The sequence below is a fragment of the Vibrio sp. ArtGut-C1 genome, from assembly GCF_002105475.1.
Classification (GTDB): Bacteria; Pseudomonadota; Gammaproteobacteria; order Enterobacterales; family Vibrionaceae; genus Vibrio; species Vibrio diabolicus.
Genome location: NZ_NCTH01000024.1, coordinates 1 through 22,803, shown reverse-complemented (window position 1 = coordinate 22,803; position 22,803 = coordinate 1). Strand labels below are relative to the sequence as shown.

Sequence of the window (22,803 nt, the reverse complement as noted above, 5' to 3'; positions counted from 1 at the left end):
TCATTTACTCCCTAACCCAAATCTCTTGTTGTCGCTGTACTTGTGCAACCCCGGAACCACAAATTGCTGTGGCTTGCACCCTAAATAGAGATTCAGCTTCAGAGGTACCTGCATTAAAGGTACCAATGTTTGAACATGTCATAGCACGTAATTGACAACTAGTGCCTTGTGTAACATTTGGTGTAGCGCCACTTACCGTATTGGCACAAAAATCGGCCACATCTGGAGTAGTGTCGTTTAAAGGATAGAGCTGGGTTAGAGCCCACTCATTGGCAGATTGCGCAATAAACCAAGCTTTCGTTCCTAAGAATTCTCTGGTTAACGTACTTTGGTTTGACCAACTCACCTTCATTAAAGATGCGGCTAGATAGCCCATCACAATGATGACGAACAATACGACGATCAGGACATTACCTTGCAGAGCTTTTTTACGGAACATTGAGCACCTGTACGTCTTGTTGGTAAACACTACGCTCCCCATTTTGAGTGAACTCTAAATTGATATGCACGATACCGCCACGTTGAAGTGTTGGCTCGAGGTAATGCATATCGCTAACGGAAGTATCTACACTGTCCGCGACAGTAATATCATTCCGTGTGATTCGACCATTGTCGAAGCAGTAACGTACTTCAGAGTTATCTTGATAGATATAATGACGGCTCGAAATGGAAGACCCGCCAATCGTACTAGCTGCACCACTGACAATAAAAACATCACCAGTTTTCGCTAGATTGCCAATCGCCAAACTCTGAGGAGAGGCAGATTGCAAATCTTCATAGCGACTTGGATTGATCACCATCCAACGATCCGCTGGAATAGGATTCAATGTAGAGTCATTGCCTAACAGAAACTCTAAATTGTTATTCGTCAGCGTGTAAAAACCAGAATATTCAATCGGCATAAACTCCAAGCAATTGGTAGTTCCGGTAGGGACATGAAAGCTGTTTGGGACTGCGTGACGAATTTCTCGCGACATTTTCTCTAGCACAAACTGCGCTTGCGTTTGCATTCGTTGGCGATCAATCGTGTCTGCGTATCCCTTCATACCTAGCTGTACGTAACCCGCAATACCAAGCATGATGAAGCTGCCGATTACGATGGTGACGATCATTTCCATTAAGGTGAAACCACGAACTTTCATCAGTAGTTACCTCTTATTGCAGTCAGTGTGAGGGGTTGAGTGTTACTAGCAAAAATCGTAATCGTGACTTTTTTATAGTTAGTGATTCCTGTCGGTGGTGTAGCAGTCAGATTGTCATATACCACACCGACTTCAACTCGGAAGTTTCGGTATTTATTCTCGCTGCTTCCCCCCAAAACATCTGAGATATTACCCCGGCTGGTCCCTTGGCATTGAGCAACTGTCGTTGGTGTACTCCAACAACCGATGTAATCATCAACATCGTCAAAGTTTTCGGGAATAGACTCACCAGAGTCAGGACCAAGATTGGCCGGTAGGGTGCAGGAAGTCGAGTTCTCCCCACAACGTAATAGGCCGCCATCAAAGTCGCTGTTCTCATCAAAACCACGCGCCAATATCTGAGACATAAAACCTTGGCCTAAGGCGGCAGCGCGAGTTTGATAATGAGGAATGGCTGAATCTCGAATTTGAGGGACAAGAAAAGAAGTAAACGCCACCATCGCAATACCCATTAAAACAATTGCGATGATCATTTCTATTAAAGTCATGCCACTAGATTTCTTCATGAGCATGTACCTTTTGAAACATAACCTTGAGTATTAATTTCAACTTGGCAGCGGCTTCGACCATGTTTATCTTCAATCAGGATTGAAACTCCACCACTCGCAGAATTTATAGGATTACCCAACAAATTAAACTCGATTGGATTATTTACGGCATTGGTCAGTGAAAACTTTGCGGATTTATCAATAACTACGTCACTACGAGCATCTTGTGCACTGCCTGTTAGTGCACAGGCAGCAACCGAGCCAACACATGAGCTAGAAACTTGTAAACGAAAATTGTTGTCAGGACTTGCAACATTCGACTGCATACGATTCACTTGTACTTGGCGAATCACAGAAATCACGCGTTCTTGTAATGCATATGCAGAAAAGCTGCCTGAGCCCACAAAACGGCTGGCTGCAAAAAGTGAAAGGATAGAGAGGAGCACAATCACGAGGATTAACTCCATTAACGTGAACCCTAATGCAGAGCTGCGAATTTTCATAACCCAACCTTAGGCTTAGAACAAGCAAGATAAGTATACGATGAAATTATGAGATTAATGATAGGTTTATAATTTTTCGATTCGAAGTGTGAACAGACGAACAAATAACCAATATCTAGTTATTTTGCCCTTTTGAACGACCAATCTCTTCTTCAATTCGATCGTAAGTTTCTTTGTTGCTTAGCGTCTCAGAAACGTGCTCTGCGGTCTGCTTAGTTTGCTCCCACTTCGCTTCGTAAGTTTCTGGCTCAAAGCTGATAAATCTTGGTAATACCACATAACCGATCACACCCAAGATAATTAGCACAACCACAAACTCTATTGCACTAAGACCCGATGATTTACGCATATGAACTATTCCGAGATTAATCAAAATAAAGAGATAAAGGCCAGACTAGCTGGCCTTTAATGATCATGATTCTTTGTCGTTACATACTGTATCAGCAAGGCTATCTTCACCAGGTGTAACTACTTTAGTTGTAGCTACTGCTCCTGATGTAGCTTGCGCATATTCTACACATTTCTTAGTGTATTTCTCGATACCAAAGTATGCTTTACCGTCAGCAGTTCCTGCTTTCTCAACGAAATCACCATCAGTACCTAAGCCATCAACAACCTCTTGTAGGTCTGTAGCTGTAGCTAGAGGGTAGCCGTAAATTGTTTTGATCTTCTTACCATTACCAAGATCTAGCTCTGTACCTGCTTCTTCGTCTGCTGTTTCGATACCTGCGATTGCAGACTTACCATACACAATTCCAGAAGCACCATTGATAGCTCCCTTAAGACCTTCTAGCGTTGAATCGCGAGCATCATCTTGCAGGTTAAGGAAACGTGGTGCTGCAGTGACCGCTAGAATACCTAGGATTACAATTACCACTACTAATTCGATAAGGGTGAAACCACCTTGTCTTTTCATTGTTTACTCTCTCTATGTAAGTATGCAGTACAACTGCAAAGTTTCGTTTAGGTCACGCGACCATTTTGGATATTGTCAAAACGGTTTGGGGCAGCAACGTTCACTAAAACTGACCGTGAAGTGGATACTGTATCTACCGCTTGAGCAGAATGACGATTCGCCATTATTCAGTTCATGCTGCAATGAGAAAAACACATTATTGTTTACCCTCTATTACAGAGTCTTACTTATGGTAATGATTGCATTATACCGACTTTCATTACCAATTATAGTGATTAGGTGTCAAAAAATTCACTCCGCCGACATTTCGACGTCTATTTTCAGTTGATTAGCTGTTGAAATAACTACAATCGACTGACCATTTTCATAAGTATAGTGACAGACATAACGATCAGTTTTGATGGCTCCACTGATATCTATTAACTTATTGGTCATTATTTTACGTTGTGGATAATGCACTGCTAGCCAATAACCACAATCTAAAACACCTTGTTGAGTAAAGGGAGACACTAGCCCGCCCTCAGTCATGGTGAGATTAAAACCATCCATCAGCATATGTTCTGGCTCGCCTTTTACGAGCCAAGCTTGACGATAACGCTGAACACTATCTTGCATCCAAACTCTCGCCAACTTCGCTCCGGTCACTTGCGCCTGCTCGGTAACAGGACGTAATTTGACCGCCAAGCCAACAGCAATGATGGTAGCAATTACCCCAAAAACGATTAGCGTCGCTCGACTTTGATTTTCAACCACCGATTAGCCGCCTTTGATGATGTCTAACATTCCCCACATTGGCAGGAAGATACCCAGTGCTAGCACCATGACCATGCCTGCGACAATCACCAAAAGTAGCGGTTCTATTCTTGCGGTCAGTGTTTTTAGATCGTAATCAACTTCTCGATCGTAAAAATCCGACACTTCTAGCAGCAGCTCATCAATACGACCGGTTTCTTCACCTACTGCAATCATCTGAATCACCAATGGGGTGAATATTTTACTGTTGATGGCTGTTACTGAAATGGTGCTACCCGCTTCAATTGCGGACTTCATCTCAAGAATTCGGTTTTCTAAAAAGCGGTTCCCCAGAGCTTCCCCGGCTAAAGCTAAAGACTGGTTAAGTGGAACGCCTGACTTAAGCATCAACGAGAAGGTTCTGGCAAAACGGGAAAGCTGCGCGCGATTAACGATATCGCCCACAATTGGAAGCCGAAGCCGAAACTTATCGAACTTTTCCCGACCATCAGCCGTCGCCACCCAGGCTCTGAAAACCGCAAACGCGCCAATCATTGCCACAATCAACAACACCCAATAATTAACAAAGAAATTAGAAGTCGCGATCAAAATACGCGTCGGCAGTGGTAACTCAACACCAAAGCGCGTAAACATCGATGCAAACTCAGGGATCACCAAGATATTCAATATAAACATGGCGATAGTGATAAAGATAATGACAAACGTCGGATAACGCATCGCCGCTTTGATGCGTTTACGAGTCTCGAGTTCCTGCTCGTAGTAATTCGCCAGTTGCAATAGTGCTTGATCGAGTCGACCCGTATTCTCACCTACGTTGATCATAGAAACGAACAGTGGGCTGAATACTTTGCTGTGTTGCTGCATCGCAGAAGACAAACCTCGGCCATTACTCAGTTCAGAAACGACATCTTCCAGTGCCTCTTTGAGCTGTTTGTTTTCACAATTTTGCAGCAGGCCACGCATAGAACGCAGCAACGGTACGCCCGCTTTAGTTAAGCTAAACAACTGGCGAGAGAAAAGAATGATCACTTCCAATGGAATGGCTGGCACAAATAGCTTAGACAAGCTCATTTGGCTTTTTGCCGACTCTTTCTCTAACCGCACATTGAGCGGGATGATCCCTTTGTTCATCAATGCTTCCGCCGCAGCCTCTGAGTTCACTGCTTCGATTTTGCCGTTAGTGGATGAGCCGTCTAGCGTGCGGCCTTGATAACGAAAAGTTGGCATTCACTTACCTATATGAAAATGGGATCAGTCTTACCAGAAGCGTCACCTTCACCTAGGGTCATCACTTCATCCAAACTGACGGTACCTTGTAGCGCCAGTCCCATTGCAGAAGCAAGCAGTGGCTTATAGTTTTCTGAGCGACGCGCGGCTTGGGCAAAGCCAACCGCATCATTGGCGCGCAATTTATCCATCATTTCTTGCTCAAGTTCGAGCATTTCAAACACACCAATTCGGCCTCGATAACCAGTCAAGTTACAGTTTTGACAGCCTACACCTTTATAAAAAGTGGTCCCTACTTGGTTTGGAAAACGCCCAGCTAACCACTGTTGGCGTGACTCGTCTAGATGGTCTTCTGTTTTGCAATCTGGACAAACACGGCGAACAAGACGCTGCGCCACCACAGCTCTGACCGCACTAGCAACCAAGTAACCCGGTGCGCCCATATCGATCATGCGTAACGCACTGTCGACAGCATCATTGGTGTGAAGAGTGCTCAATACTAAGTGACCCGTTAGTGCAGCTCGTAGACCAATTTCTACCGTCTCTTGGTCACGCATCTCACCAACAAGAATGATGTCTGGGTCTTGACGCAAGAAGGTTCGAAGCACACGCGAGAAAGTCAGATCGATCTTACTGTTTACCTGTACCTGAGTGATGCGAGGCAGGCGATATTCAACCGGGTCCTCTGCTGTAATGATCTTTTTCCCAGGTTCGTTGAGCTCACTTAATGCGCCGTAAAGCGTGGTGGTTTTACCTGAACCTGTCGGCCCCGTCACCAAGATCATGCCGTGCGGACGAGCCAACTGTCGACGTAAACGAGCAAGCAAATCTGGCGGCAAACCTGACTCTTCTAATGGACGCAAACCAGCAGACTGGTTAAGCAGACGCATTACCACGGACTCCCCGTATTGCGTTGGTAGCGTCGACATACGAATATCGATTGATTGACCACGCACTTTGATATTGAATCGGCCATCTTGTGGCAAGCGCTTCTCAGAGATGTCTAGGTGCGCCATCAACTTCAATCGAAGAACCAAAGCCGATGCGATATTCACTTCATTCAGGATGGTTTCATGCAGTACACCATCAATACGCTGACGTAAGCGCAATATCTGATCGTCTGGCTCAATATGAATATCCGATGCCCCGACTTGTACCGCATCTTCAAACATGGAATTAACCAGCTTTACAACGGTAACTTCCTCACTGTCGGTTCCATCAATACCGTAATCGAAGCTTTGCTCGTCTTTATGCTCTTCATGCAACTGTTCCGCGAAAGAAGCGATTTCTTTGGTGCGGCGATAATAGCGGTCAAAGCTTGAAATGAGTTGGCGCTCTGAAGCCACAATGAACTCAAGGTTGTATTCACCTAGCAAATTCATCAGTGACTCTTGGATGAACAAATCTGCAGGGTCACTCATAGCAACGCGCAACGTGTCCCCATGTCGAGCAACGACCATCGCACGTAAGCGACGTGCGTGTACCTCAGGTAGAATCTGTACCGCTTCCGCATCCACAGGGGCACGACCAAGATCGATCAATGGCAAACCAAGTTGTTGGGACAAGAAGTCCAACATTTGCTTCTCAGTAATAAAGCCGAGATCAATTAACGCATCGCCTAGCTTCTGCCCGGTGCTACGCTGTGCGTTCAGTGCTTGCTGGATTTGTTCTTCAGAGACGATGCCTTCTTCAACCAGAAGATCGCCTAAGCGTTTTCTCAACTGAATTTTCATTGTGCATTCTCCAGCTGTTTCAAGATGCTCAAACGGTCACGAATAAACGCTTGCGATTGATTCGAAATGCCAACTTTACCCAGAGCTTGGTTGTAAGAGTTGATCGCGGCGGTAAACGTCAGCGCGCGCTCTTGTTGAATCGCTAAACCTAGCCACCAGCGCGCATTTTCCGGCTCACGCTGAGTAAGGAGTTGATAACTCTCAAGCGCAATATCATTCTGCTTGTGTTTTTGTGCCAATGCCGCACGCATCGCCAAGTAATCTCGACTTGGTATTGGAGGCAAATGCACAAGCGGACTCAGCGCCGCTTCAGGTTGATTGGCTTTCACTAGCAACTTAGACAAAGCCAAGCGAAGTACTTGGTTGTTCGTGTCAAGGTTGATGCCTTCTTGGATAATCTCATACGCTTTACGCGTGTCGCCTTTGCCAAAGTACAACGCCGATAATTTTTGACGCGTGTCTGCATTCATTGACTCATAACGTAACGCCTCAGCATAAGCCGACAACGCCGTTTGCATATCGTTAGCATCCAGTGCTTTTTCCGCTCGGCTAACCGCTTTAAGAGATAACTGGCGGTGCGTAAGCTCAACCTGCTCAATACGCATTGAACTGTTTTCTGCTGTTGTGCGGGTTACGTGATTAGATTGCTCATCGCTTGGCATCGTTGCCACTTGTGCGAGTAGCACTGCATCTTCAGAGACCGCATTTACCTCCGCTCTTGGCGTGAACCTATCAGTCTCAGGCATATGAAGCTGTTGCGCAGCCAGTTGTGTCACTGGCTTCGTGTAAACCACATGGGCTGTCTCGGGCGTCATTTTACTCGTTGGCGAATGAGTACGCTCTGATGATGTGATTGACGAAGCATTCACTGACGACAATGGCATGGTTTCTGTTTGAGCAGATGAAAGCTCGCCTGAAGGGATAGGACCGCGAGAGACCGCCCAGCCGCCCACCGCAAGGCTTAACGAGAAACCAGCAACGAGCCAAAGCCAAGGTTTACTGCGTGAAACGTTGGGAATGTCCGCACGAGTAAGCTCTGACGGTGATGTTTTTTCAGCGAGTTCTGATAATGCTTTATTGATGGCACTCAAGGTTGACTCCATCCCCAAAATACGGGTGTTTTAAACTTAGGTTTACGGGCATCAAACGTATCGTGCATAGCTGCGTAAACGTGATGATTTTTTAATAGTGTGCAACGATCATTAAATGCCGCAAGCAACGACTTGTGGCTAATTTGGTTGATCAAACGTGGAATCCCCATGGATGAACGCCAAATCGCTTTTTTCTGCTCAATAGAAAAAATGTGCGCTCCATTGCCTGCCTTGTCTAAACGATTATTGATGTAAGCCACGCCTTCATCGATAGAAAGAGGACGCAGCTGACAACTAAACGTAATACGTTGACGAAACTGCCTTAGCTCGTGGCTGGCTAACCGCTCATCCAACTCAGGTTGTCCGAATAACACCAGTTGAATGAGTTTATCTTGTTCCGTTTCTAGGTTACCGAACAGACGCAATGTTTCTAAAGCTTGTGGAGAAAGAGCTTGCGCTTCATCGACGATCAAGACGGTTTTCTTTCCCGCAGAATGCACTTGAATCAGGTGTTCTTGAATGAGAGAAACAATACGTAGCGGGTCATCGTTCTCGATGCCTAACTCTCTGGCGACAGCAAACTGCAACTGCTCTCCATTCAAAACTGGATTGGGTAAGTAAATCAGCTCGACTTCAGATTCAATCTGCTCAATTAACTTACGACACACCATGGTTTTTCCGGTGCCGACTTCTCCCGTCACCTTAATCACCCCTTCTCCCATTTGCACAGCGGCTAAAATGGTTTGGATCGCCTCATAGTGAGGGACTAACCCCAAGAACATTTCTGTGTTTGGGGTTAGCGAAAAAGGCTGAACTCGAAATCCAAAATGTGACAAGTACATACTCGAATCACAAACTCATTGAAAAACGGAAGCTTTCCCCGCGCTTATTGCGCATCTGGGAACCACTCTTGCAGCAGATCACGAGAGCGCTCTAGCTCTTTCTGCCAAGAGTTCACACCAACTACGGTCGGTTTTAGCAAGATGACCAATTCTGTTTTCTCAGTCACGTTATTTACGTTGCGGAACAAATGCCCCAATGCGGGCACATCGCCTAAGAATGGGACTTTAGAAACAAGCTCACGATTTTGCTGTTTCATCAAACCGCCGATAACCACAACATCGCCATCTTTAGCACGAATAACCGAGTCAGATTCACGAATAGAGCTTTTTGCCAATGGCAATTGGATGTTTTGGAACTCACCGCCCAAGTTCAATTTCTTCACTTCTTCCGAGACTTCAATAACCGCAGGGTGAACATGCAGGAACACATTGCCTTTGTTATCAATTTGCGGAGTCACATCGAGAGAGATACCTGAGAAGAATGGTGTCAATTCCACTTCTGGAACGGCATTTGAGTTTTCACCGTTGCCTGCATTGCTCGATAACTCGGTAACAAAATACTCATCGGTACCCACTTTGATGACCGACTTTTGGTTGTTGGCTGCGGTAATACGAGGGCTCGAAAGAACGTTCAAGTCACCTTGCGTAGACATAAAACTCAACACAGCATTGAAGTTGCCATCAGAGATAGTCACGTTGGTTTGGCCGCCCAATAGCGTGCCAATCGCATCCAACGGTGGTAATGCCGACGCTGGGCGGTTCACGACGACACTACCCGAGTTACCAATTGACGCCGATAAGTTCGACCAGTTGATGCCTTGTTGGTAGCCATCATTCAACGTCACTTCTAGAATTTTAGCTTCAAGAATGACCTGACGCTGCATGCGCTCCTGCGATACACCTAAGAACTCACGGACTTCTCGAATATCATCTGGAAACGCTCGAACCGTAATCACTCCTGCTTGTGGTGTTACGACAACGCTTTGTCCTTTGCCTGAACCAATTAGATTCGCAACGGCTTGCTGCAGCATCGGCCAGAAGTCACTTTCAGTGATGGTTTCGATGCGCGTACCGCCCGTAGAAGTCGTCGAGCTATCGCCGTTGTTACTTCCATTGTCAGAGTCTGATGAGTCAGAACTGTCTGAGCTACCGCCAGAATTAGACGTACCAGCCGAGGTCACTGAGCCCGTGACAATGCTCGTCAATGATCGACCAGAGCGTTTGAACTGGAGGTAATCAACAGGAATGGTTACCGTACGCATACCAGCAGGGTAGATTTGAATAACTTTGCCAGACTTCACCACATCATAGCCATACATGTTCTGTACAACGCTCAGGACTTCATCCAACGTAACATCTGACAAGTTGACGGTGATATTACCTTGTACCGCTGGATGAATCGCCACGCTGTACTCAGTGCCTTTGACTAGAGAGGCAAAAAAGCTTCGTGCATCGACCGCATTCGCTTGAATACGGAAACGCTTCGAGGTGCCTTGCTCTGAAGCAACATTCGAGTCTAAGTTAGGCATCAGGTCCGCTTCGACAGAAGAAGGAATTTCTTCTAACGTGCGGCTGTTCGCTTGATTGATAGATTCATTGAGTGCTTCTTTGACTTCCACGGGGTCACGGTGACCCATTGAACATCCCATTAAAGAAGCAATCGTTATTCCTACAACTAATTTGCGCATATCTGATCAGGCTCTGGTTATTATTTTTTTACGTTTAAACCAAAAAGCTCTAGGTCCCACTGACGGTTACCACGCTTTAAAGTTACAAATTCACTATTAATGCTCGCGACGCGATAACCCTTAAATAGCTCGCCTTTTTCAACAAGCTTGTTATCCATAATCGCGACACAAGCAGTACTTGGCTTACACACAATACTGTTGAGCGTAGGCAGTCGGTACTGTTTTGCTTTTGGTTTCGCTGACGTTTCAACCGCAGGCTTTTCCCAGCCAAGTGGTGCCGTTGGATCTTGGTTCGCCCAAGCGGTTCCTGCCGCAGCCATGACAAGTAATGAGATGATGAGTTTTTTAACCACCAATAAACTCCTCTCGAGATCCTAGTGTGTAGACTTCCAACACAAGCTTCGCTTTCGGGTACTCTTCGACTTTGTAACTAAAGCTGCGCCAATAATAACTGGCAGGAAGGCTCTCCAACTTATTTAGGTAATTGGCAATAGAAAAGTAGTCGCCAGTCAGCTCCATACGTACAGGGTGTACGTAGTAACCAGAGTATTGCGATGCTTCTTTATCTTCCGTAATTGGCTCAGATGGCAAAGTTTGCAAAGACAAAAGGTGAATGCCACTTTGCTGCTCTAATACATTTTCCAGCAGCTCAGCCATTTGCGAAGGTGTAATAAGGTGTTCGATGATCTCCGCTAGCTGCATCGAAAGGTGCTGACTTTCTGTTAGCAGGTTAGATATCGCGCGATCAATCTCAGCGTTTGGATCTTTCTTCAGCTGCGCTTGAATACGTAGCGTGTCGATTTCAATCTTTTGATTGGCTTGCTTTAAATTGCTTAGTTGCCTCTCATTACTGATGATCTCGTTAAGCTTTGGTTCCAGTACCAGCGTAAAAAGCAACATGATCACGACAACTAAACCACACAGCGCGATAAGCAATTTTTCACGCGCGCTCATTTCGCTAAAGCGCTCTTCTAATGAGAGCCAGAATTCGTTCATTTCTCTTTATCCTCGCGCGTTTTTAGTTCAAACGTCACAATATCCTTATCATTTCGGCCAATTTTGACGTCGTCAAATGTCCGGCCAACCAAGCTAATCTCAGTTTTAAATTGGTTAACCCAACTTGGTACTGAGCTCGGCTTTTTCGCCAGTCCCTTCAGATCTAAGGTATGGTTATTGATTCGAATTTCGGACAAAGAAATTTCTTGGTTTCCTAGCTTAGCTAATGATTGCATCACGCCAGAGTAACCCGTGCGCTGCGAGTCATCGTATTTCCCGACGGCTTTAAGCGAGTCTCGCTTCGCCTTGACTTCACGCTCTAAGCGGGCTTTAGCTGCCAGCTTATTATTGTCGGGTTGATGCTTACGTAGCTTGACTTGATAGCGTTCAAGCTCTGACTTCATGATATCGCCTTTGCTTTTTACAATAGCAATTTCATCTTCTAAACCACTGCTCTGCCAAGTCACATAGCCGTAAGAGAGTAGAATGGCCGCAGCCGCGACACCCCAAGATAACGCGATATTTCTTAGTGTCAGGAGCTCTTTTTTCGGCTTTAAGTAATCAGGGTATAAGTTAACGCGTCGAGTATTAGAAGCCGCAGCAGCATCTGCTAAAACGTGTCCTGATAGCTCATGTTCTGGTGGTAATAACGGAGAAACTTTAGTGCTTAAACGGTAGTTCAGAGACTGAACAAGCTCACTCTCATCCTCCTCATCACAACACACTTTCAATTGATGCAGCTGCACATGGCGCAACTGAGAAGAAAGATAATCAATCGAACGTTGCAGTTCTAACGAGAGGCTATCCATCTGTAACTCGCTAGACGGAACCCCCGTTAACGGTGGCGTCACACTTCGAATCGAACGATGGAACGCGATAGTATTTTCGACAAAAGCGCTAATACGGAAGTGACCACGCACACTGCGTTGTAATAATAGGAAGTTACCTAGTTCACCTGCGGTCTCTCCCCAAATGTCGTCTTCAGGAAGAATAGCTTCTAATGGCAACTGGGCGCGACTGGCCAGTAACACGATCTTATCCAACATTTTTCGTGATAAGACGTAAGCTTGCACTTTGGTTGAATTGGGTAGCTCTACCGCATCGGCAATGATGTCAACGGCACGCTCAGAGATCAGTTCTTTCAACAAAAACGGTAATGCTGCAGGCCATTCTTGGCGCGGCATGACAGGTTTGTCGATTTGATACATCTGATAATAGTTATGAGAAAGGACAACCGTTAGAGAATCATACGCACTCGCAGCAACGCTCAATGCTTGCTCTACGGCTTTCTCCCAATTGGATTCAGAAATATCAAATTGGTATGGGCGACCACTTTTTATTGAAGATGATAAATAAACGGCGTCTGGCTGAATAACCAAAAAGCAGGAACGACCACCACCAGATGATCGTTTGAGCTTGTCGAGTAGTGCTTTGAAATCCATGATTATTATCTTTATTTTTTACGCCAGCGATTTCGTCTTCCCAATTTCACTTGGGATTCTGATTGAGAACTTGGCAATGCTTGTGGACGAGGAAGAAACTGCTGCTCTGCAGAGAAGTAGCGCCCTTGCCCACCATAAACCCCGAGCTCAATTAACGTGTTGAGCTCGTTTTGATTCTCAATTCCCACTGCTATGATTTTAGTTTTACTGTTTGCCGCGGCACCTAGCATGCTGCGGACAAATAGCTGGTTCTCATGTCGCTGGTCGATTTTTGCTACTAAACTGCGATGAAGTTTAAGGTAACGAATATCCACTTCTTTTAAATAGTGAGTGCTGACGATGGTTCGTCCAGCCTGCCCAACCATTAAGTGGCACCCTAAACCGGCCAGCATTTTAGCGACTGGTCGCATAAAGTCTAAGTGTCTTACAAATTGTGCTTCAACAAACTCAAAACTGAGACACTTTCGCTGTTCACGTGACAACTGTAAGAGTTCATCACGAAACCATTTAAAGTACTCTCGGTTAGAAAAAGGCGTTACATTCAAATTGAGCGCATACTCTCTCGAGTTATCAAAATTATCCTTAAACTCTCTTAAGAATTTATTAATAACAGACTTATCCATTTGCGCTTCATAACCAACCTGTCTGATCGCAGAAATAAACCGAGACGCTTTAACAATGCCATTCTCAGGATCGCGAATCCGACATGTTAACTCTTCATATAATGATTTTTTATGCGTCGCATCACTTATTGGGTGCACAGATTGTGCGTAGAGTATCACATTTTCTGGTGTAAGTGCTGTGTCAAATAACGTTCTCCACCTCACACTTCCGCGAGCTTCTTCATCGTGGTTCCATTTTTTGAAGCGACTCCAATTATTGTTATTTTGTAGTTGCGCACTACGCAAAGCTGTCTCTGCTTCATCGATGATTTGGCTGTGTCGCTCACCCTCTTTATAAGTAGTGATGCCTATATGGCACCAGTTGTCTGGGTCGAGTGGCTCTGGCGGAATTAATTTTTCTAACTGGCGAATGCATTGTGATGCCAAATTAGCCACATCTTTGGCACTTTGATGTGGCAGAAATAACGCAAAATCAGCATCGTAATAACGAGAAAATACAACATCAGGGTATCGCTGAACTAAGTTGGATAATAAACTACCAACTTCAACAATAAACTCATCCGTAATTTGCTTATCTTGCTCTTCTTCAACCAGTTTCCAGTCTTGAATGCGTACTAGCAATACTGCGCCGCGAGCCCCACTTTCTAGTAACGCCGATTCCAGTTTGCTATCAAACAGCACTCGATTGGCGGTACCTGTTAACTTATCAAGGAAGGTTTGAGTTCGAATAAAGGTATCAAATCGGCTTCGCTCTTGACGCGCATCTTGTAACTCTTCAATTAATACATCGAGCGCTTCACTGGCAGTATAAGGCCATTCTTTTTTGTCACCTTTTGCATACTGCTCTACCCGACCAGCAAGGATCATCCTGCCTCGCTCTTCGAGCATTTCAGAGCCTTCTAATTGCTCCTTAAGCCACGCAACACCGCGCATTAAACAGAAGATGATCAGGATAACGGCAAGCGTGATCGACCAAAGCGCCTGCATTGAGTAGCTGTAACCTAAGTAAGGCGGGATCGCTTTAAAATGAATCGTGTAATCTTGATTGTGAGTCAGTTGGTATTCTGTCTCAAACAAGACTGACGCTTCCATTTGATGAGAAGTATCTTTGAAACGATAAACAACCGCATTGTTGGTCGACAATGTCATTTCGACAATATTGGAAGCCTGCAGCATTTTCGGCATCCAGCGCTGCATAGAATAAGCAGCGTCAGGATCTTCCATCTCCTTGTCGACCACCTCTACGATCCCTTCTAAATAATGGGTGAGATATTCCTGCCCAAGACGTTTAAAAGAGAGGGTGCCACCGACAAACAAGATAAACATGGCGCAGATGACGATCATGGTGACAAAAGCCACCAGCCGTGTGCTTAACTTAAGAGTTGGGGTATACCTCATGAATACCAAATTCCTTTTTTATTCATCATATACCTTATTGAAATATTTATACTTGATAAGAGTTCATCAAACAATCGGATTCGTCTGATAGTGAGAGGCTGGAGCATAAAGAACATCACACTCATTGATAAGTTTTATTGTTACGCCTAACCTTGCTGAGATAAGCCTTTGAGATCATTAGATAGCGACAATAAAAAAGACCGCGATATTCGCGGCCTTTTCGATTCAAGCATAAGCAGAATTTAGAACGGTTATGGTTACCTTGCCAAAGCAAGAAAAACCTAAACAACTGATATTTAATAAAAAAATACACAAAAAAAACAAAAGTGTAAAGTTTATGGTAAAATTTAATATATCAAATGATGAAAGCTTTACAAAAGAGGCCTAAAGACAATTCATCACTAAGGGAATGGCTTACCAATAAAGTACATTCCCGAAGCAAAATAAATCACACACCATATACTGATAACGGCTGTAATTTGTATCCAAAATGGCACGCTGTGATACCACTTCCTGCTAAACTTTTTTGAAAATTTATCTTCGGCTAAATCTATAACATCCAATGCAATTTCTATAGCTTCTCCAAGCTTTGCCTCGTTAGGAACGGCATTACTTCGGATTATTGCAATTTGAGCTTCTTCAATAAACTTGCTTTTAGTTCGCTTAAAAAGATAATTATTCTTTGTCTCTACACTACTAAGAAGTGAGGAGGATTTACCTTCAAATCGGTATCTCACACTATCAGCACTAGAACCTTCGTTTAGTTCATGTATACATTCATATGCAAGCTCAATAAACTCTTCGAGCTTCTTTATGCATCCATCAATTGCTGCTCTACTCTCATTTCGAAGGGCAATTCTATCTGTGTTATATAAAACAATACCCCAACCAAAGATAGTCAAAAGTGGAGCAACATAATCTTTTATAGCTTCAAAACTCACTTAGTTGCTCTATCCGCTTTCTTAATCTCATCCCAACACCAAGACTCGATACTATCAAGTTTGTCATGCCGAATTTTCAACTTCTCTTTTAATGTATTGTAATCAAAACCTTCATCACGAACCAATCCACCAAAAGCCTCTGAAATGAAGGATGGGCCGTATCGATTATAACCTGTCAAGTCAACCTCAACTGAGTCAAACTTTCTCAATGCTGGAGCCAAATAGTCTTCACGAAAAACTTCACCGCTACCTTCGCCTTCGTCACGATAACGCCACTTAGGCCTAGGGTAATAATCTTCAACAACTGAGATTTTTTTATTACTAACCATTGTTTAACTTAATATTCCATTGAACCAATGTCCCAGAAATACTTCGCTTGAAGTTTTTGGACTCAGTCTTACTATCAGTCTTGTAGTATACCCCTTTATTACTAAAGACCCAAAGAGCACCATCAGGGTTCTCGTCAACCAAGGCTTTGATACTTTTACTACCCAAGCCATGTTTCTCTTGTTTAGTTGATGTTTGCCCAACCTCCATCGAGAGAGAGATTGAATCAGCATCTGTTCCATGAAGGAACTTCTGAAGAAGAGTTGGATATCTGCTTACACGCGATTGTATCCAGTTCTGCTTTTTAATAGTGTTTGGTATTCCAACACCTTTATCACAGATTGCCAAGTACAAGTCATTGCCAATCACGTTACAAATTATCCACCAAGGTTTGTCATCTTCACCTTTGTAAGCATGTAATTTGACATTACTCACCGTTTCAATAACCGCAGTGGCTAGCGTATTCTCTTGTTCTGGTGTCATATCATTATTGAAAAGGTGGTGCTGCACATGATCAATTACAACCTCAAACTCCTCTCCTTTTGATGTACCTCTCACTATAGGCAAAGGAGATGAATGTATATCTATTTCAGGCCTTTCTTTGTTTAGAGTCACCCCCTTTAGACCTGACTTTTCAATAGTATTCTTTACACTACCCTTTAAATTACTGAACCGAACTAGCTTTGCGCCTGGGTTATTTTTTAATTCATCAATGGTTGCATACATTAAGAGTAACCCCGCCGCAGATACACCCTCCGTATGCTGAAAGTCTATACTAACTCTCCTTTGCTGAGCCGTACTTTCAACCAACTCTATGAACTCAAGGAACAATTCTCTATTTTCTTCATTATATAAATCGAGATTCACTGGGGCGGAGATAACATCATTACCTAGTACTCTGTGAACCTGAATATCTCTCTTATGAGGATTGTATACCTTTCCTTTTCGGCTCAAATTATGGCGAGTACGACGCTCCCAAATTTGACGTTCTTTAGTTTTATTCTGATGACGCATTGTTCGCTCTTAGCTATAAATCATTGAAAATAATAGTATCATTATAGCAATAGCTATAGTATGCATCTCATTAAATATCATGCATTTTATCCTGAATAACAATTAGTCTCTGCTTATAACTCACACTCATGACCCATAAAGCAAACTGAAGGTTAATCGAACAATCGAGTAAAGCCTCCCATTGCTCGTTCGAAGTCATGATTGTGGAATTATCTTTCAAAGGTAATATGGATAATATGATTTATTGAAATATCGATAAAATAAAACACTAACGGTAGGCAACTTGTGACATGTAGATGCTATAAGTATGTTGTATTTAAGTTTGTAAACACCAGATTGTAAAAGTTTGTTATTTAACCTTTCTATTGTTTTCTGCATCGGCACTCACTTTCAAGAAGTACTTCATCAAACCGAGCCTAAACTGACGTGTGGAGTTTGCGGCATTTTTATAAATGCGCCCCTGAGCATCTAGCTCCATCACAGGGCAGTTTTCCCAATGCTTAGCCTGCTTGCTGTAGTCAAGGCTCCCAAGCTCTCGCCCTGCATTTTCAAGTACGTCAAGCGACATACCATCCTTCACAAGTTGATGAATAACTAGGCCTAATGCTTGCCAAACCTGAGGAGATAGTTGATACCCGGAGCGATTACTGACGAACGATTCTTTCAAAGGCTTTAGCCATCCTCTCATGAATGCTGAGATGTTATTCATATAACCACCTGCAAGTACCGATGTTAAACTTTCTCCCGATTCCAATGTTATGTCTTTAGGCATCTTACTGTACTCTTGAGTACCAGCTCCAGCTACCGCACCAACGACTAACTTAAACAGAACATACTGGGTGGAAATCGTACTCTCAGACACCTTTACATGTTTAGAATCAAAGTTGACACCACCATAAGACTCGATATCAGTGTCTTTGATTAACTGAAGAATAAATGGGCGCAATGGGAAGTTACTTTCTCCAGACAAGCTATTACCTTCACTAACATGAGGCAGATTTAGAGCTGTGTCGAAGAGCGCACTTTTTTTAAATAAATGAACGATATCTGCGGCATTCAACCCTTTCTCATCATCAAAAATAACTCGAACTTCAACATCTTCCATTGCTAATCGTTGCCGAGCGAGGCTTTTTTGATTGATTTCTTTCACACTTAACCTTGAACTAAACAAGAAAGTCTTAATTCCCAACATTCTGCAAATAGCCACGAAGGTCAGTACATTACCAACAATATGGGTACTGCTCGAATTGAAAGCCAAAGATGACAGACTTCGAGAAGTTCCATCCAAGACAGGCTTTCCCTCAATAGCAAACGTGATAGATAGTGGGGCAAAAACCTCGCCTTTGACCACACGCTCCTCAAGCTCGGCTTGAATAGCTTTTACTTTATCTAAGTTTGTTACATTGGTTGCTGCATCAATGATCCACTTCAATTCTGATCTAACATTCTCGGCGGAAAAATAGGCATCAATCGCAACCATCGGCATGGTTGTAATAAGAGTTTTACAAGTTTTGCCCTTAGTCGAAAGCAACATGCCAGTTATTTTTTGTTCTAAGGCTTTCAATTCTTTATATCCAACATCGTGTTTATCGCAGTTTAATTTACAAATAAAATTTGATCCGACATGCGCGTCGGATCAATAATGTTCTGTAAATACTACCTAATTCGTACTCTTGCGCACTATGTTGCCACAGGAAGAACAAAGCATGAAAAACATGACAGAACCACGTATCGGAGATACCGATGCAATCTCAAATGCAGATCTAGAGAACTCGATTGTAAACAGCCTAGTCAGTCACTTTGACGAAAGTGAACGAACTAGCTATCTAGCCAGTTCAACCAGTCTGCTCAAAAACTCGACCGAAACACTTTCCCCCACTCAGCTAGAAGAAATTTTCAAAGAGAACGCTAAGTACTACGCTGGGGTAAAGGCCATACAAACGACGCTTAAACACACCACTATTTTCATTAGCCCTCAGCTAGCGAGAGATATGTTGACGTTTTCTAGTCGAGGCACGGTAAATAAAAAAAACAAAAACAGACGATTGAGCAAAACCAAGGTCGCAAAATATGCAGAGTCGATGCGTCGGGGCGAGTGGTGTCTCACTGGTGAACCAATAATCATATCTAATGAAGGCGAGATCCTGAACGGTCATCATCGATTAGAGGCCGCTTGCGAGGCTTGTGTAGGCTTTATAGCACCTATAACTTATGGCGTTACCGATGATTTGAGTTTTGCACATATCGACGTGGGAAACATACGTTCACGAGCACAAGTTTTAGAGATGGCAGGTGTGACGGTTAGCGCTTCAGTACTTTCTCGCGTCGCCATGCTCGCCAAAGCGTTTGACATGACTAGAAATCCATTCGCCTTTCGTGGGACGCAAGGAACATCGTTTCAACCCGCAGAAATACTTACATATGTGGAAGAGCATAATGAATTAGCACTTTCGGTTCATTTCATCTCAGAAGTGTTTAAAAAGCATCGACTTGAAAGCCAAGCATCTGAAACGATCTATGCGTTCGCACACTACCTAATCAAAAAACAACTATCTGTTTGCGAGTATAAAGAGTTACCTCTTTGTCCCGAAACTTATCTAACTCGTGTAATCTCCTCATTAGGGCTTAGCTCTGAGGAGGATATCGAATATCAGGTTAGGAATTACCTTCAGTCAATTGTTCACGAATCAACATCTTATTCGCTTCTTTGCAAACTATCCGCGATCTTTAAAGGATGGAATGCACATCTCGGTCTTACGATTGCGGGCAACAAGATTTCCGTGCGTCGAGTTGCTCGCTATAAAAAAGATGAAAGTGGGAACAAAATTCCGCTTACCGCTGCTGGTAATATTAACGAGCCATTTACAGTCCCATGCGTACCCAAAGGCCCTACCCCAAAACGAATTCAGAAACAAAGCAATGTCCAAATAAAACAATAAAGATGGTTAGGCAGGCATAGCGTAAGCCTGCCTTCTTAACCCTAGAGAGTAACGATGACATTCGATAAGTAAGGGGATTCTATGAGAGAGCTAGTCCAAGAACTGAGGCTGCTGGATAAAAACGCTTTGCATTTGTTTACGGTCGATAATGTGAGGATACAAGGGAATTTTGCAGAGTTTGACTTAACTATCCAAACGTCATCCCAGATTTTGAGCCGATGGCTTATAACATGTAAGCACTGCCTAAAAGCTAAGATAGATCACAAAAATCTAGCCAGAGAGGTAACAATCAAATACGACATATTCATCGTTGGCAGTAGCTACTTTTCAGGGGCATATTTTGATGCCACGAGGTTAACTTCATGACTTCGGAAGACATACTTCACATAATACAAGACGAGATGGGAGAGAAGGTAATCGCATCGGTCACATTAAGTGATGCCGGAAACCTTATCGTCCAGTACGGCGATAAGGTTATGGTTTACAAAACTGCCACCTCGGCAAAGCCTGCATCTGAGCTATTAAAAATAGTGGCTGATTTTATCAACTGATTTCCCCGTCCAACCATGAGAAAGGCCTCCGAAGATGCTTGGGCTTAGATTTGGCCAACAAATAGTTGGTAAGCCTAATAACGTTTCTAGTGTAGTAACTCATACACGATCTTACACATCCGCTGGTTAATCACGAAAAGACCGCACTGTCAGCCTGAAGGTATACCAACTCACAATTGGACAAAAATGATTTTCAGAAAAGCGAACATTAGCAAACCATGAATAACTAAAAGTATGGCAAAGTGAAAAAAGCCCACTGTCAGATTCTATGAAAGTGGGCTAAAACTATACAGGTTAAGGTATGGAAAATCGGCTATTTCTATGGTTAAGGTGTATTTTCCGTAAATGGTTTGTCAGACACTTCTCCTTTACCATCATATAAGACGGTAACGACAGCGACGCTTTTAGGGTGTCTATTAGGGGAAGGGACTATCCATCCATTAGGATCTGCACCTTCGTTAACCGTGCAGTCATCATTTGCAGACTTCACACACAAGATAGAATACAGAAGCATAACTTTGTCATCATTAACAAGAAGCTTCATGACTGGGTTTGCATGATGGTTCTTGTAGTAATGGTTCATTGTTTCTATTTTTTTCTTGGCAAGCTCACTGTCTATCACATCATCAATTCGAAACCATTTAGTATCATAATTCTCATCAAAATTACCCCATTCGGGCTTCCAACGCTTTTGCCACTTTTCACGGGATGAGCCGCCACCAACCCCATTCTCCCATTCGCCTTTTATAGCGCTAGGAATACCAATGCCAATGCTTGCGCTAGCACAACAGCCCTGAACGCTCCCATACGCAAAATTTGCACCTCCACCATAAATGTCACTGACCCACATATCACGAATAAAATGAGGGCCACCTAAAGACCCTGCATTGCCAATACTTGCAACTGAAACAGGCTTACTCTCAAAGCAACCATTAAGTAAAAAGCACATGCTTACAGCAATTAAAAATCTATACTTCATTGTCAAATACCACTCGCTTGAGTTGGTTTCCTTCTTTCGTTACCGCATTAACAAGATTGTCCATTGCAGTCTCACACCCTGCATTAATGAGTGCATCATGAGGACGATGTATCCATTCCTTTCCATACTGGCTAATCTCACCCTGCCAATGTGTCGATGTAATGCTTCCTAACGGTTGAGCTAATAACTTTTCGTTCAACGTTTTTAAAGCCACATCATTTCCTGTTAATTGGGTAAAATCTTGTGGATAGGCGAGCTTTTCGTCATCCCAATTTACACCTGCGACCTCTGACTGCTGTTTCATTCTTTCTAATGACAAAGCCGAAAGAGCATTACTAATAGGCTGTAGCTCGTAATAATAAAGGATGCCATTCACCAGTGTCACAACACCATGTAAACCCTTAGTGCTGCATTCCAAATTCCAAGCATCTTGAGCTTGCTTGTGTAGGCGCTCACTGTATGCGGCGGCTCCATAAACATTCTGTTGTGCTTGTATACCTTTCCTTATGGATTCTGTTTTTATTAACTCACGATTATAAGTTGCAGACAGAGGCATGCCATACCTTTCAGGTAAACCTTGCTTTGCATACTGCTCTTTTGAAGGATAACCGCCACCAATGTCTGTGTGACAGCCAGCAAACACTTCCTCATAAAAGTTAGAAGGTAGAATGCCATCACTAGGTAGCAGTGACGTTAGAGGGAAATTCTTTCTGTATTCGTGATGGGCACTTATCTGGAATACACGCTCCGCACAACCAGTATCAAGCCCTAGTTCAAAATTGCCTTCATCGTTGTTTCCAGCCAGATAGAAGGAGCCTACGGTATCGAACAACCCTAAAAAACGAACACTACAGGTACGTGTTTCGTCAGGATAATAACCATGTTTAGGTTGGCTACTGACATCATCTTGGTGTGCCAATAAGTTTGGGAAAACTTCACCGAATGCTTCGCCATCTCGCGGCTTGTCATAATCAGGTAATCCATCTTTAACGGCATTAACAAAGTGGCGAGCTAGAGCCGCTCCGCGACTAAAGCCGAAAACATCGAACTCAATATGTGTTATCCCCTGAAATGATTGGTTATCTTTTAAGGATTGGATAATGTTAAAATATTGCTTTGTCCAATTTTGCCACTTATAAAATGCCCCTGT

The 22,803-nt window shown here is 43.5% G+C and carries 24 protein-coding genes; 2 read left to right on the top strand and 22 right to left on the bottom strand.

Annotated elements, in window-relative coordinates:
- Positions 1 to 4: 4 nt before the first annotated feature.
- The 20 genes from B7360_RS18130 to B7360_RS18035 form a co-directional block, all read right to left on the bottom strand.
- Positions 5 to 439 carry a hypothetical protein gene (locus B7360_RS18130; protein ID WP_053809344.1) on the bottom strand — a complete coding sequence of 145 codons (435 nt, stop codon included), beginning with the start codon at positions 437 to 439 and terminating at the stop codon, positions 5 to 7.
- Complete coding sequence (locus B7360_RS18125) at positions 429 to 1,142, bottom strand: PilW family protein (protein ID WP_085344282.1); 714 nt, start codon at positions 1,140 to 1,142, stop codon at positions 429 to 431. Before B7360_RS18125 ends, B7360_RS18130 begins: the two co-directional genes overlap by 11 nt.
- A complete protein-coding gene (locus B7360_RS18120) occupies positions 1,142 to 1,708 on the bottom strand; it encodes a prepilin-type N-terminal cleavage/methylation domain-containing protein (protein WP_085344281.1) in 567 nt (188 codons plus the stop codon). The genes B7360_RS18125 and B7360_RS18120 overlap by 1 nt, the downstream gene beginning before the upstream one ends.
- On the bottom strand, positions 1,705 to 2,193 hold the full coding sequence (locus B7360_RS18115) for a type II secretion system protein (protein WP_085344280.1): 489 nt from the start codon (positions 2,191 to 2,193) through the stop codon (positions 1,705 to 1,707). Before B7360_RS18115 ends, B7360_RS18120 begins: the two co-directional genes overlap by 4 nt.
- Before the next feature lie 115 nt (positions 2,194 to 2,308).
- Positions 2,309 to 2,542: a type II secretion system protein gene (locus B7360_RS18110; RefSeq protein ID WP_005388453.1), complete on the bottom strand. Its 234-nt coding sequence runs from the start codon at positions 2,540 to 2,542 to the stop codon at positions 2,309 to 2,311.
- A 63-nt stretch (positions 2,543 to 2,605) separates the two neighbouring features.
- A complete protein-coding gene (locus B7360_RS18105) occupies positions 2,606 to 3,109 on the bottom strand; it encodes a type II secretion system protein (protein WP_085344279.1) in 504 nt (167 codons plus the stop codon).
- Between the two features lie 291 nt (positions 3,110 to 3,400).
- A complete protein-coding gene (locus B7360_RS18100; protein WP_005397399.1) occupies positions 3,401 to 3,862 on the bottom strand; it encodes a hypothetical protein in 462 nt (153 codons plus the stop codon).
- Between the two features lie 3 nt (positions 3,863 to 3,865).
- The gene (locus B7360_RS18095; RefSeq protein ID WP_048626840.1) at positions 3,866 to 5,089 is read right to left on the bottom strand and encodes a type II secretion system F family protein; all 1,224 of its coding nucleotides are present in this window, start codon (positions 5,087 to 5,089) and stop codon (positions 3,866 to 3,868) included.
- Positions 5,090 to 5,097: 8 nt separating this feature from the next.
- Positions 5,098 to 6,822, bottom strand: coding sequence for a GspE/PulE family protein (locus B7360_RS18090; RefSeq protein WP_085344278.1), 1,725 nt, complete (start codon positions 6,820 to 6,822; stop codon positions 5,098 to 5,100).
- Entirely contained in the window at positions 6,819 to 7,913 is a 1,095-nt protein-coding gene (locus tag B7360_RS18085) for a lipopolysaccharide assembly protein LapB (protein WP_173670006.1), read from the bottom strand. The genes B7360_RS18090 and B7360_RS18085 overlap by 4 nt, the downstream gene beginning before the upstream one ends.
- Entirely contained in the window at positions 7,910 to 8,755 is an 846-nt protein-coding gene (locus B7360_RS18080; protein ID WP_046873590.1) for an ExeA family protein, read from the bottom strand. The genes B7360_RS18085 and B7360_RS18080 overlap by 4 nt, the downstream gene beginning before the upstream one ends.
- A gap of 44 nt (positions 8,756 to 8,799) precedes the next feature.
- On the bottom strand, positions 8,800 to 10,443 hold the full coding sequence (mshL, locus tag B7360_RS18075) for a pilus (MSHA type) biogenesis protein MshL (RefSeq protein WP_074191839.1): 1,644 nt from the start codon (positions 10,441 to 10,443) through the stop codon (positions 8,800 to 8,802).
- Between the two features lie 20 nt (positions 10,444 to 10,463).
- Positions 10,464 to 10,796, bottom strand: coding sequence for a hypothetical protein (locus B7360_RS18070; protein ID WP_046873588.1), 333 nt, complete (start codon positions 10,794 to 10,796; stop codon positions 10,464 to 10,466).
- Positions 10,789 to 11,439 carry a type II secretion system protein GspM gene (gene gspM / locus B7360_RS18065; RefSeq protein WP_085344276.1) on the bottom strand — a complete coding sequence of 217 codons (651 nt, stop codon included), beginning with the start codon at positions 11,437 to 11,439 and terminating at the stop codon, positions 10,789 to 10,791. The genes B7360_RS18070 and gspM overlap by 8 nt, the downstream gene beginning before the upstream one ends.
- The gene (locus B7360_RS18060) at positions 11,436 to 12,881 is read right to left on the bottom strand and encodes an MSHA biogenesis protein MshI (protein WP_085344275.1); all 1,446 of its coding nucleotides are present in this window, start codon (positions 12,879 to 12,881) and stop codon (positions 11,436 to 11,438) included. Before B7360_RS18060 ends, gspM begins: the two co-directional genes overlap by 4 nt.
- Before the next feature lie 11 nt (positions 12,882 to 12,892).
- Complete coding sequence (csrD, locus tag B7360_RS18055) at positions 12,893 to 14,902, bottom strand: RNase E specificity factor CsrD (RefSeq protein WP_085344274.1); 2,010 nt, start codon at positions 14,900 to 14,902, stop codon at positions 12,893 to 12,895.
- Between the two features lie 401 nt (positions 14,903 to 15,303).
- Entirely contained in the window at positions 15,304 to 15,843 is a 540-nt protein-coding gene (locus B7360_RS18050) for a hypothetical protein (protein WP_085344273.1), read from the bottom strand.
- A complete protein-coding gene (locus tag B7360_RS18045; RefSeq protein ID WP_085344272.1) occupies positions 15,840 to 16,172 on the bottom strand; it encodes an STAS-like domain-containing protein in 333 nt (110 codons plus the stop codon). Before B7360_RS18045 ends, B7360_RS18050 begins: the two co-directional genes overlap by 4 nt.
- The gene (locus B7360_RS18040; protein WP_085344271.1) at positions 16,165 to 17,184 is read right to left on the bottom strand and encodes a hypothetical protein; all 1,020 of its coding nucleotides are present in this window, start codon (positions 17,182 to 17,184) and stop codon (positions 16,165 to 16,167) included. The genes B7360_RS18045 and B7360_RS18040 overlap by 8 nt, the downstream gene beginning before the upstream one ends.
- A 349-nt stretch (positions 17,185 to 17,533) precedes the next feature.
- The gene (locus tag B7360_RS18035) at positions 17,534 to 18,718 is read right to left on the bottom strand and encodes a hypothetical protein (RefSeq protein WP_085344270.1); all 1,185 of its coding nucleotides are present in this window, start codon (positions 18,716 to 18,718) and stop codon (positions 17,534 to 17,536) included.
- A gap of 181 nt (positions 18,719 to 18,899) precedes the next feature.
- Between B7360_RS18035 and B7360_RS18030 the strand changes: the two genes are divergently transcribed.
- Together B7360_RS18030 and B7360_RS18020 are read left to right on the top strand one after the other, a co-directional pair.
- On the top strand, positions 18,900 to 20,123 hold the full coding sequence (locus tag B7360_RS18030; protein WP_254048135.1) for a ParB/RepB/Spo0J family partition protein: 1,224 nt from the start codon (positions 18,900 to 18,902) through the stop codon (positions 20,121 to 20,123).
- A gap of 362 nt (positions 20,124 to 20,485) precedes the next feature.
- The gene (locus B7360_RS18020) at positions 20,486 to 20,674 is read left to right on the top strand and encodes a hypothetical protein (RefSeq protein WP_025621703.1); all 189 of its coding nucleotides are present in this window, start codon (positions 20,486 to 20,488) and stop codon (positions 20,672 to 20,674) included.
- Positions 20,675 to 20,999: 325 nt separating this feature from the next.
- Here B7360_RS18020 and B7360_RS18015 read toward each other — a convergent pair whose 3' ends face one another.
- Complete coding sequence (locus tag B7360_RS18015) at positions 21,000 to 21,653, bottom strand: hypothetical protein (RefSeq protein ID WP_085344267.1); 654 nt, start codon at positions 21,651 to 21,653, stop codon at positions 21,000 to 21,002.
- A partial coding sequence (locus B7360_RS18010; protein WP_164673230.1) for a DUF2235 domain-containing protein occupies positions 21,643 to 22,803 on the bottom strand: 1,161 nt, incomplete at its 5' end. The genes B7360_RS18015 and B7360_RS18010, both read right to left, overlap by 11 nt.

Coding starts and splice junctions, on each gene's coding strand:
- B7360_RS18130 (WP_053809344.1), bottom strand. CDS start 439: ATGTTCCGTAAAAAAGCTCTGCAAGGTAATGTCCTGATCGTCGTATTG.
- B7360_RS18125 (WP_085344282.1), bottom strand. CDS start 1,142: ATGAAAGTTCGTGGTTTCACCTTAATGGAAATGATCGTCACCATCGTA.
- B7360_RS18120 (WP_085344281.1), bottom strand. CDS start 1,708: ATGAAGAAATCTAGTGGCATGACTTTAATAGAAATGATCATCGCAATT.
- B7360_RS18115 (WP_085344280.1), bottom strand. CDS start 2,193: ATGAAAATTCGCAGCTCTGCATTAGGGTTCACGTTAATGGAGTTAATC.
- B7360_RS18110 (WP_005388453.1), bottom strand. CDS start 2,542: ATGCGTAAATCATCGGGTCTTAGTGCAATAGAGTTTGTGGTTGTGCTA.
- B7360_RS18105 (WP_085344279.1), bottom strand. CDS start 3,109: ATGAAAAGACAAGGTGGTTTCACCCTTATCGAATTAGTAGTGGTAATT.
- B7360_RS18095 (WP_048626840.1), bottom strand. CDS start 5,089: ATGCCAACTTTTCGTTATCAAGGCCGCACGCTAGACGGCTCATCCACT.
- B7360_RS18090 (WP_085344278.1), bottom strand. CDS start 6,822: ATGAAAATTCAGTTGAGAAAACGCTTAGGCGATCTTCTGGTTGAAGAA.
- B7360_RS18080 (WP_046873590.1), bottom strand. CDS start 8,755: ATGTACTTGTCACATTTTGGATTTCGAGTTCAGCCTTTTTCGCTAACC.
- mshL (WP_074191839.1), bottom strand. CDS start 10,443: ATGCGCAAATTAGTTGTAGGAATAACGATTGCTTCTTTAATGGGATGT.
- gspM (WP_085344276.1), bottom strand. CDS start 11,439: ATGAACGAATTCTGGCTCTCATTAGAAGAGCGCTTTAGCGAAATGAGC.
- B7360_RS18060 (WP_085344275.1), bottom strand. CDS start 12,881: ATGGATTTCAAAGCACTACTCGACAAGCTCAAACGATCATCTGGTGGT.
- csrD (WP_085344274.1), bottom strand. CDS start 14,902: ATGAGGTATACCCCAACTCTTAAGTTAAGCACACGGCTGGTGGCTTTT.
- B7360_RS18045 (WP_085344272.1), bottom strand. CDS start 16,172: ATGGTTAGTAATAAAAAAATCTCAGTTGTTGAAGATTATTACCCTAGG.
- B7360_RS18040 (WP_085344271.1), bottom strand. CDS start 17,184: ATGCGTCATCAGAATAAAACTAAAGAACGTCAAATTTGGGAGCGTCGT.
- B7360_RS18035 (WP_085344270.1), bottom strand. CDS start 18,718: ATGTTGCTTTCGACTAAGGGCAAAACTTGTAAAACTCTTATTACAACC.
- B7360_RS18030 (WP_254048135.1), top strand. CDS start 18,900: ATGACAGAACCACGTATCGGAGATACCGATGCAATCTCAAATGCAGAT.
- B7360_RS18020 (WP_025621703.1), top strand. CDS start 20,486: ATGACTTCGGAAGACATACTTCACATAATACAAGACGAGATGGGAGAG.
- B7360_RS18015 (WP_085344267.1), bottom strand. CDS start 21,653: ATGAAGTATAGATTTTTAATTGCTGTAAGCATGTGCTTTTTACTTAAT.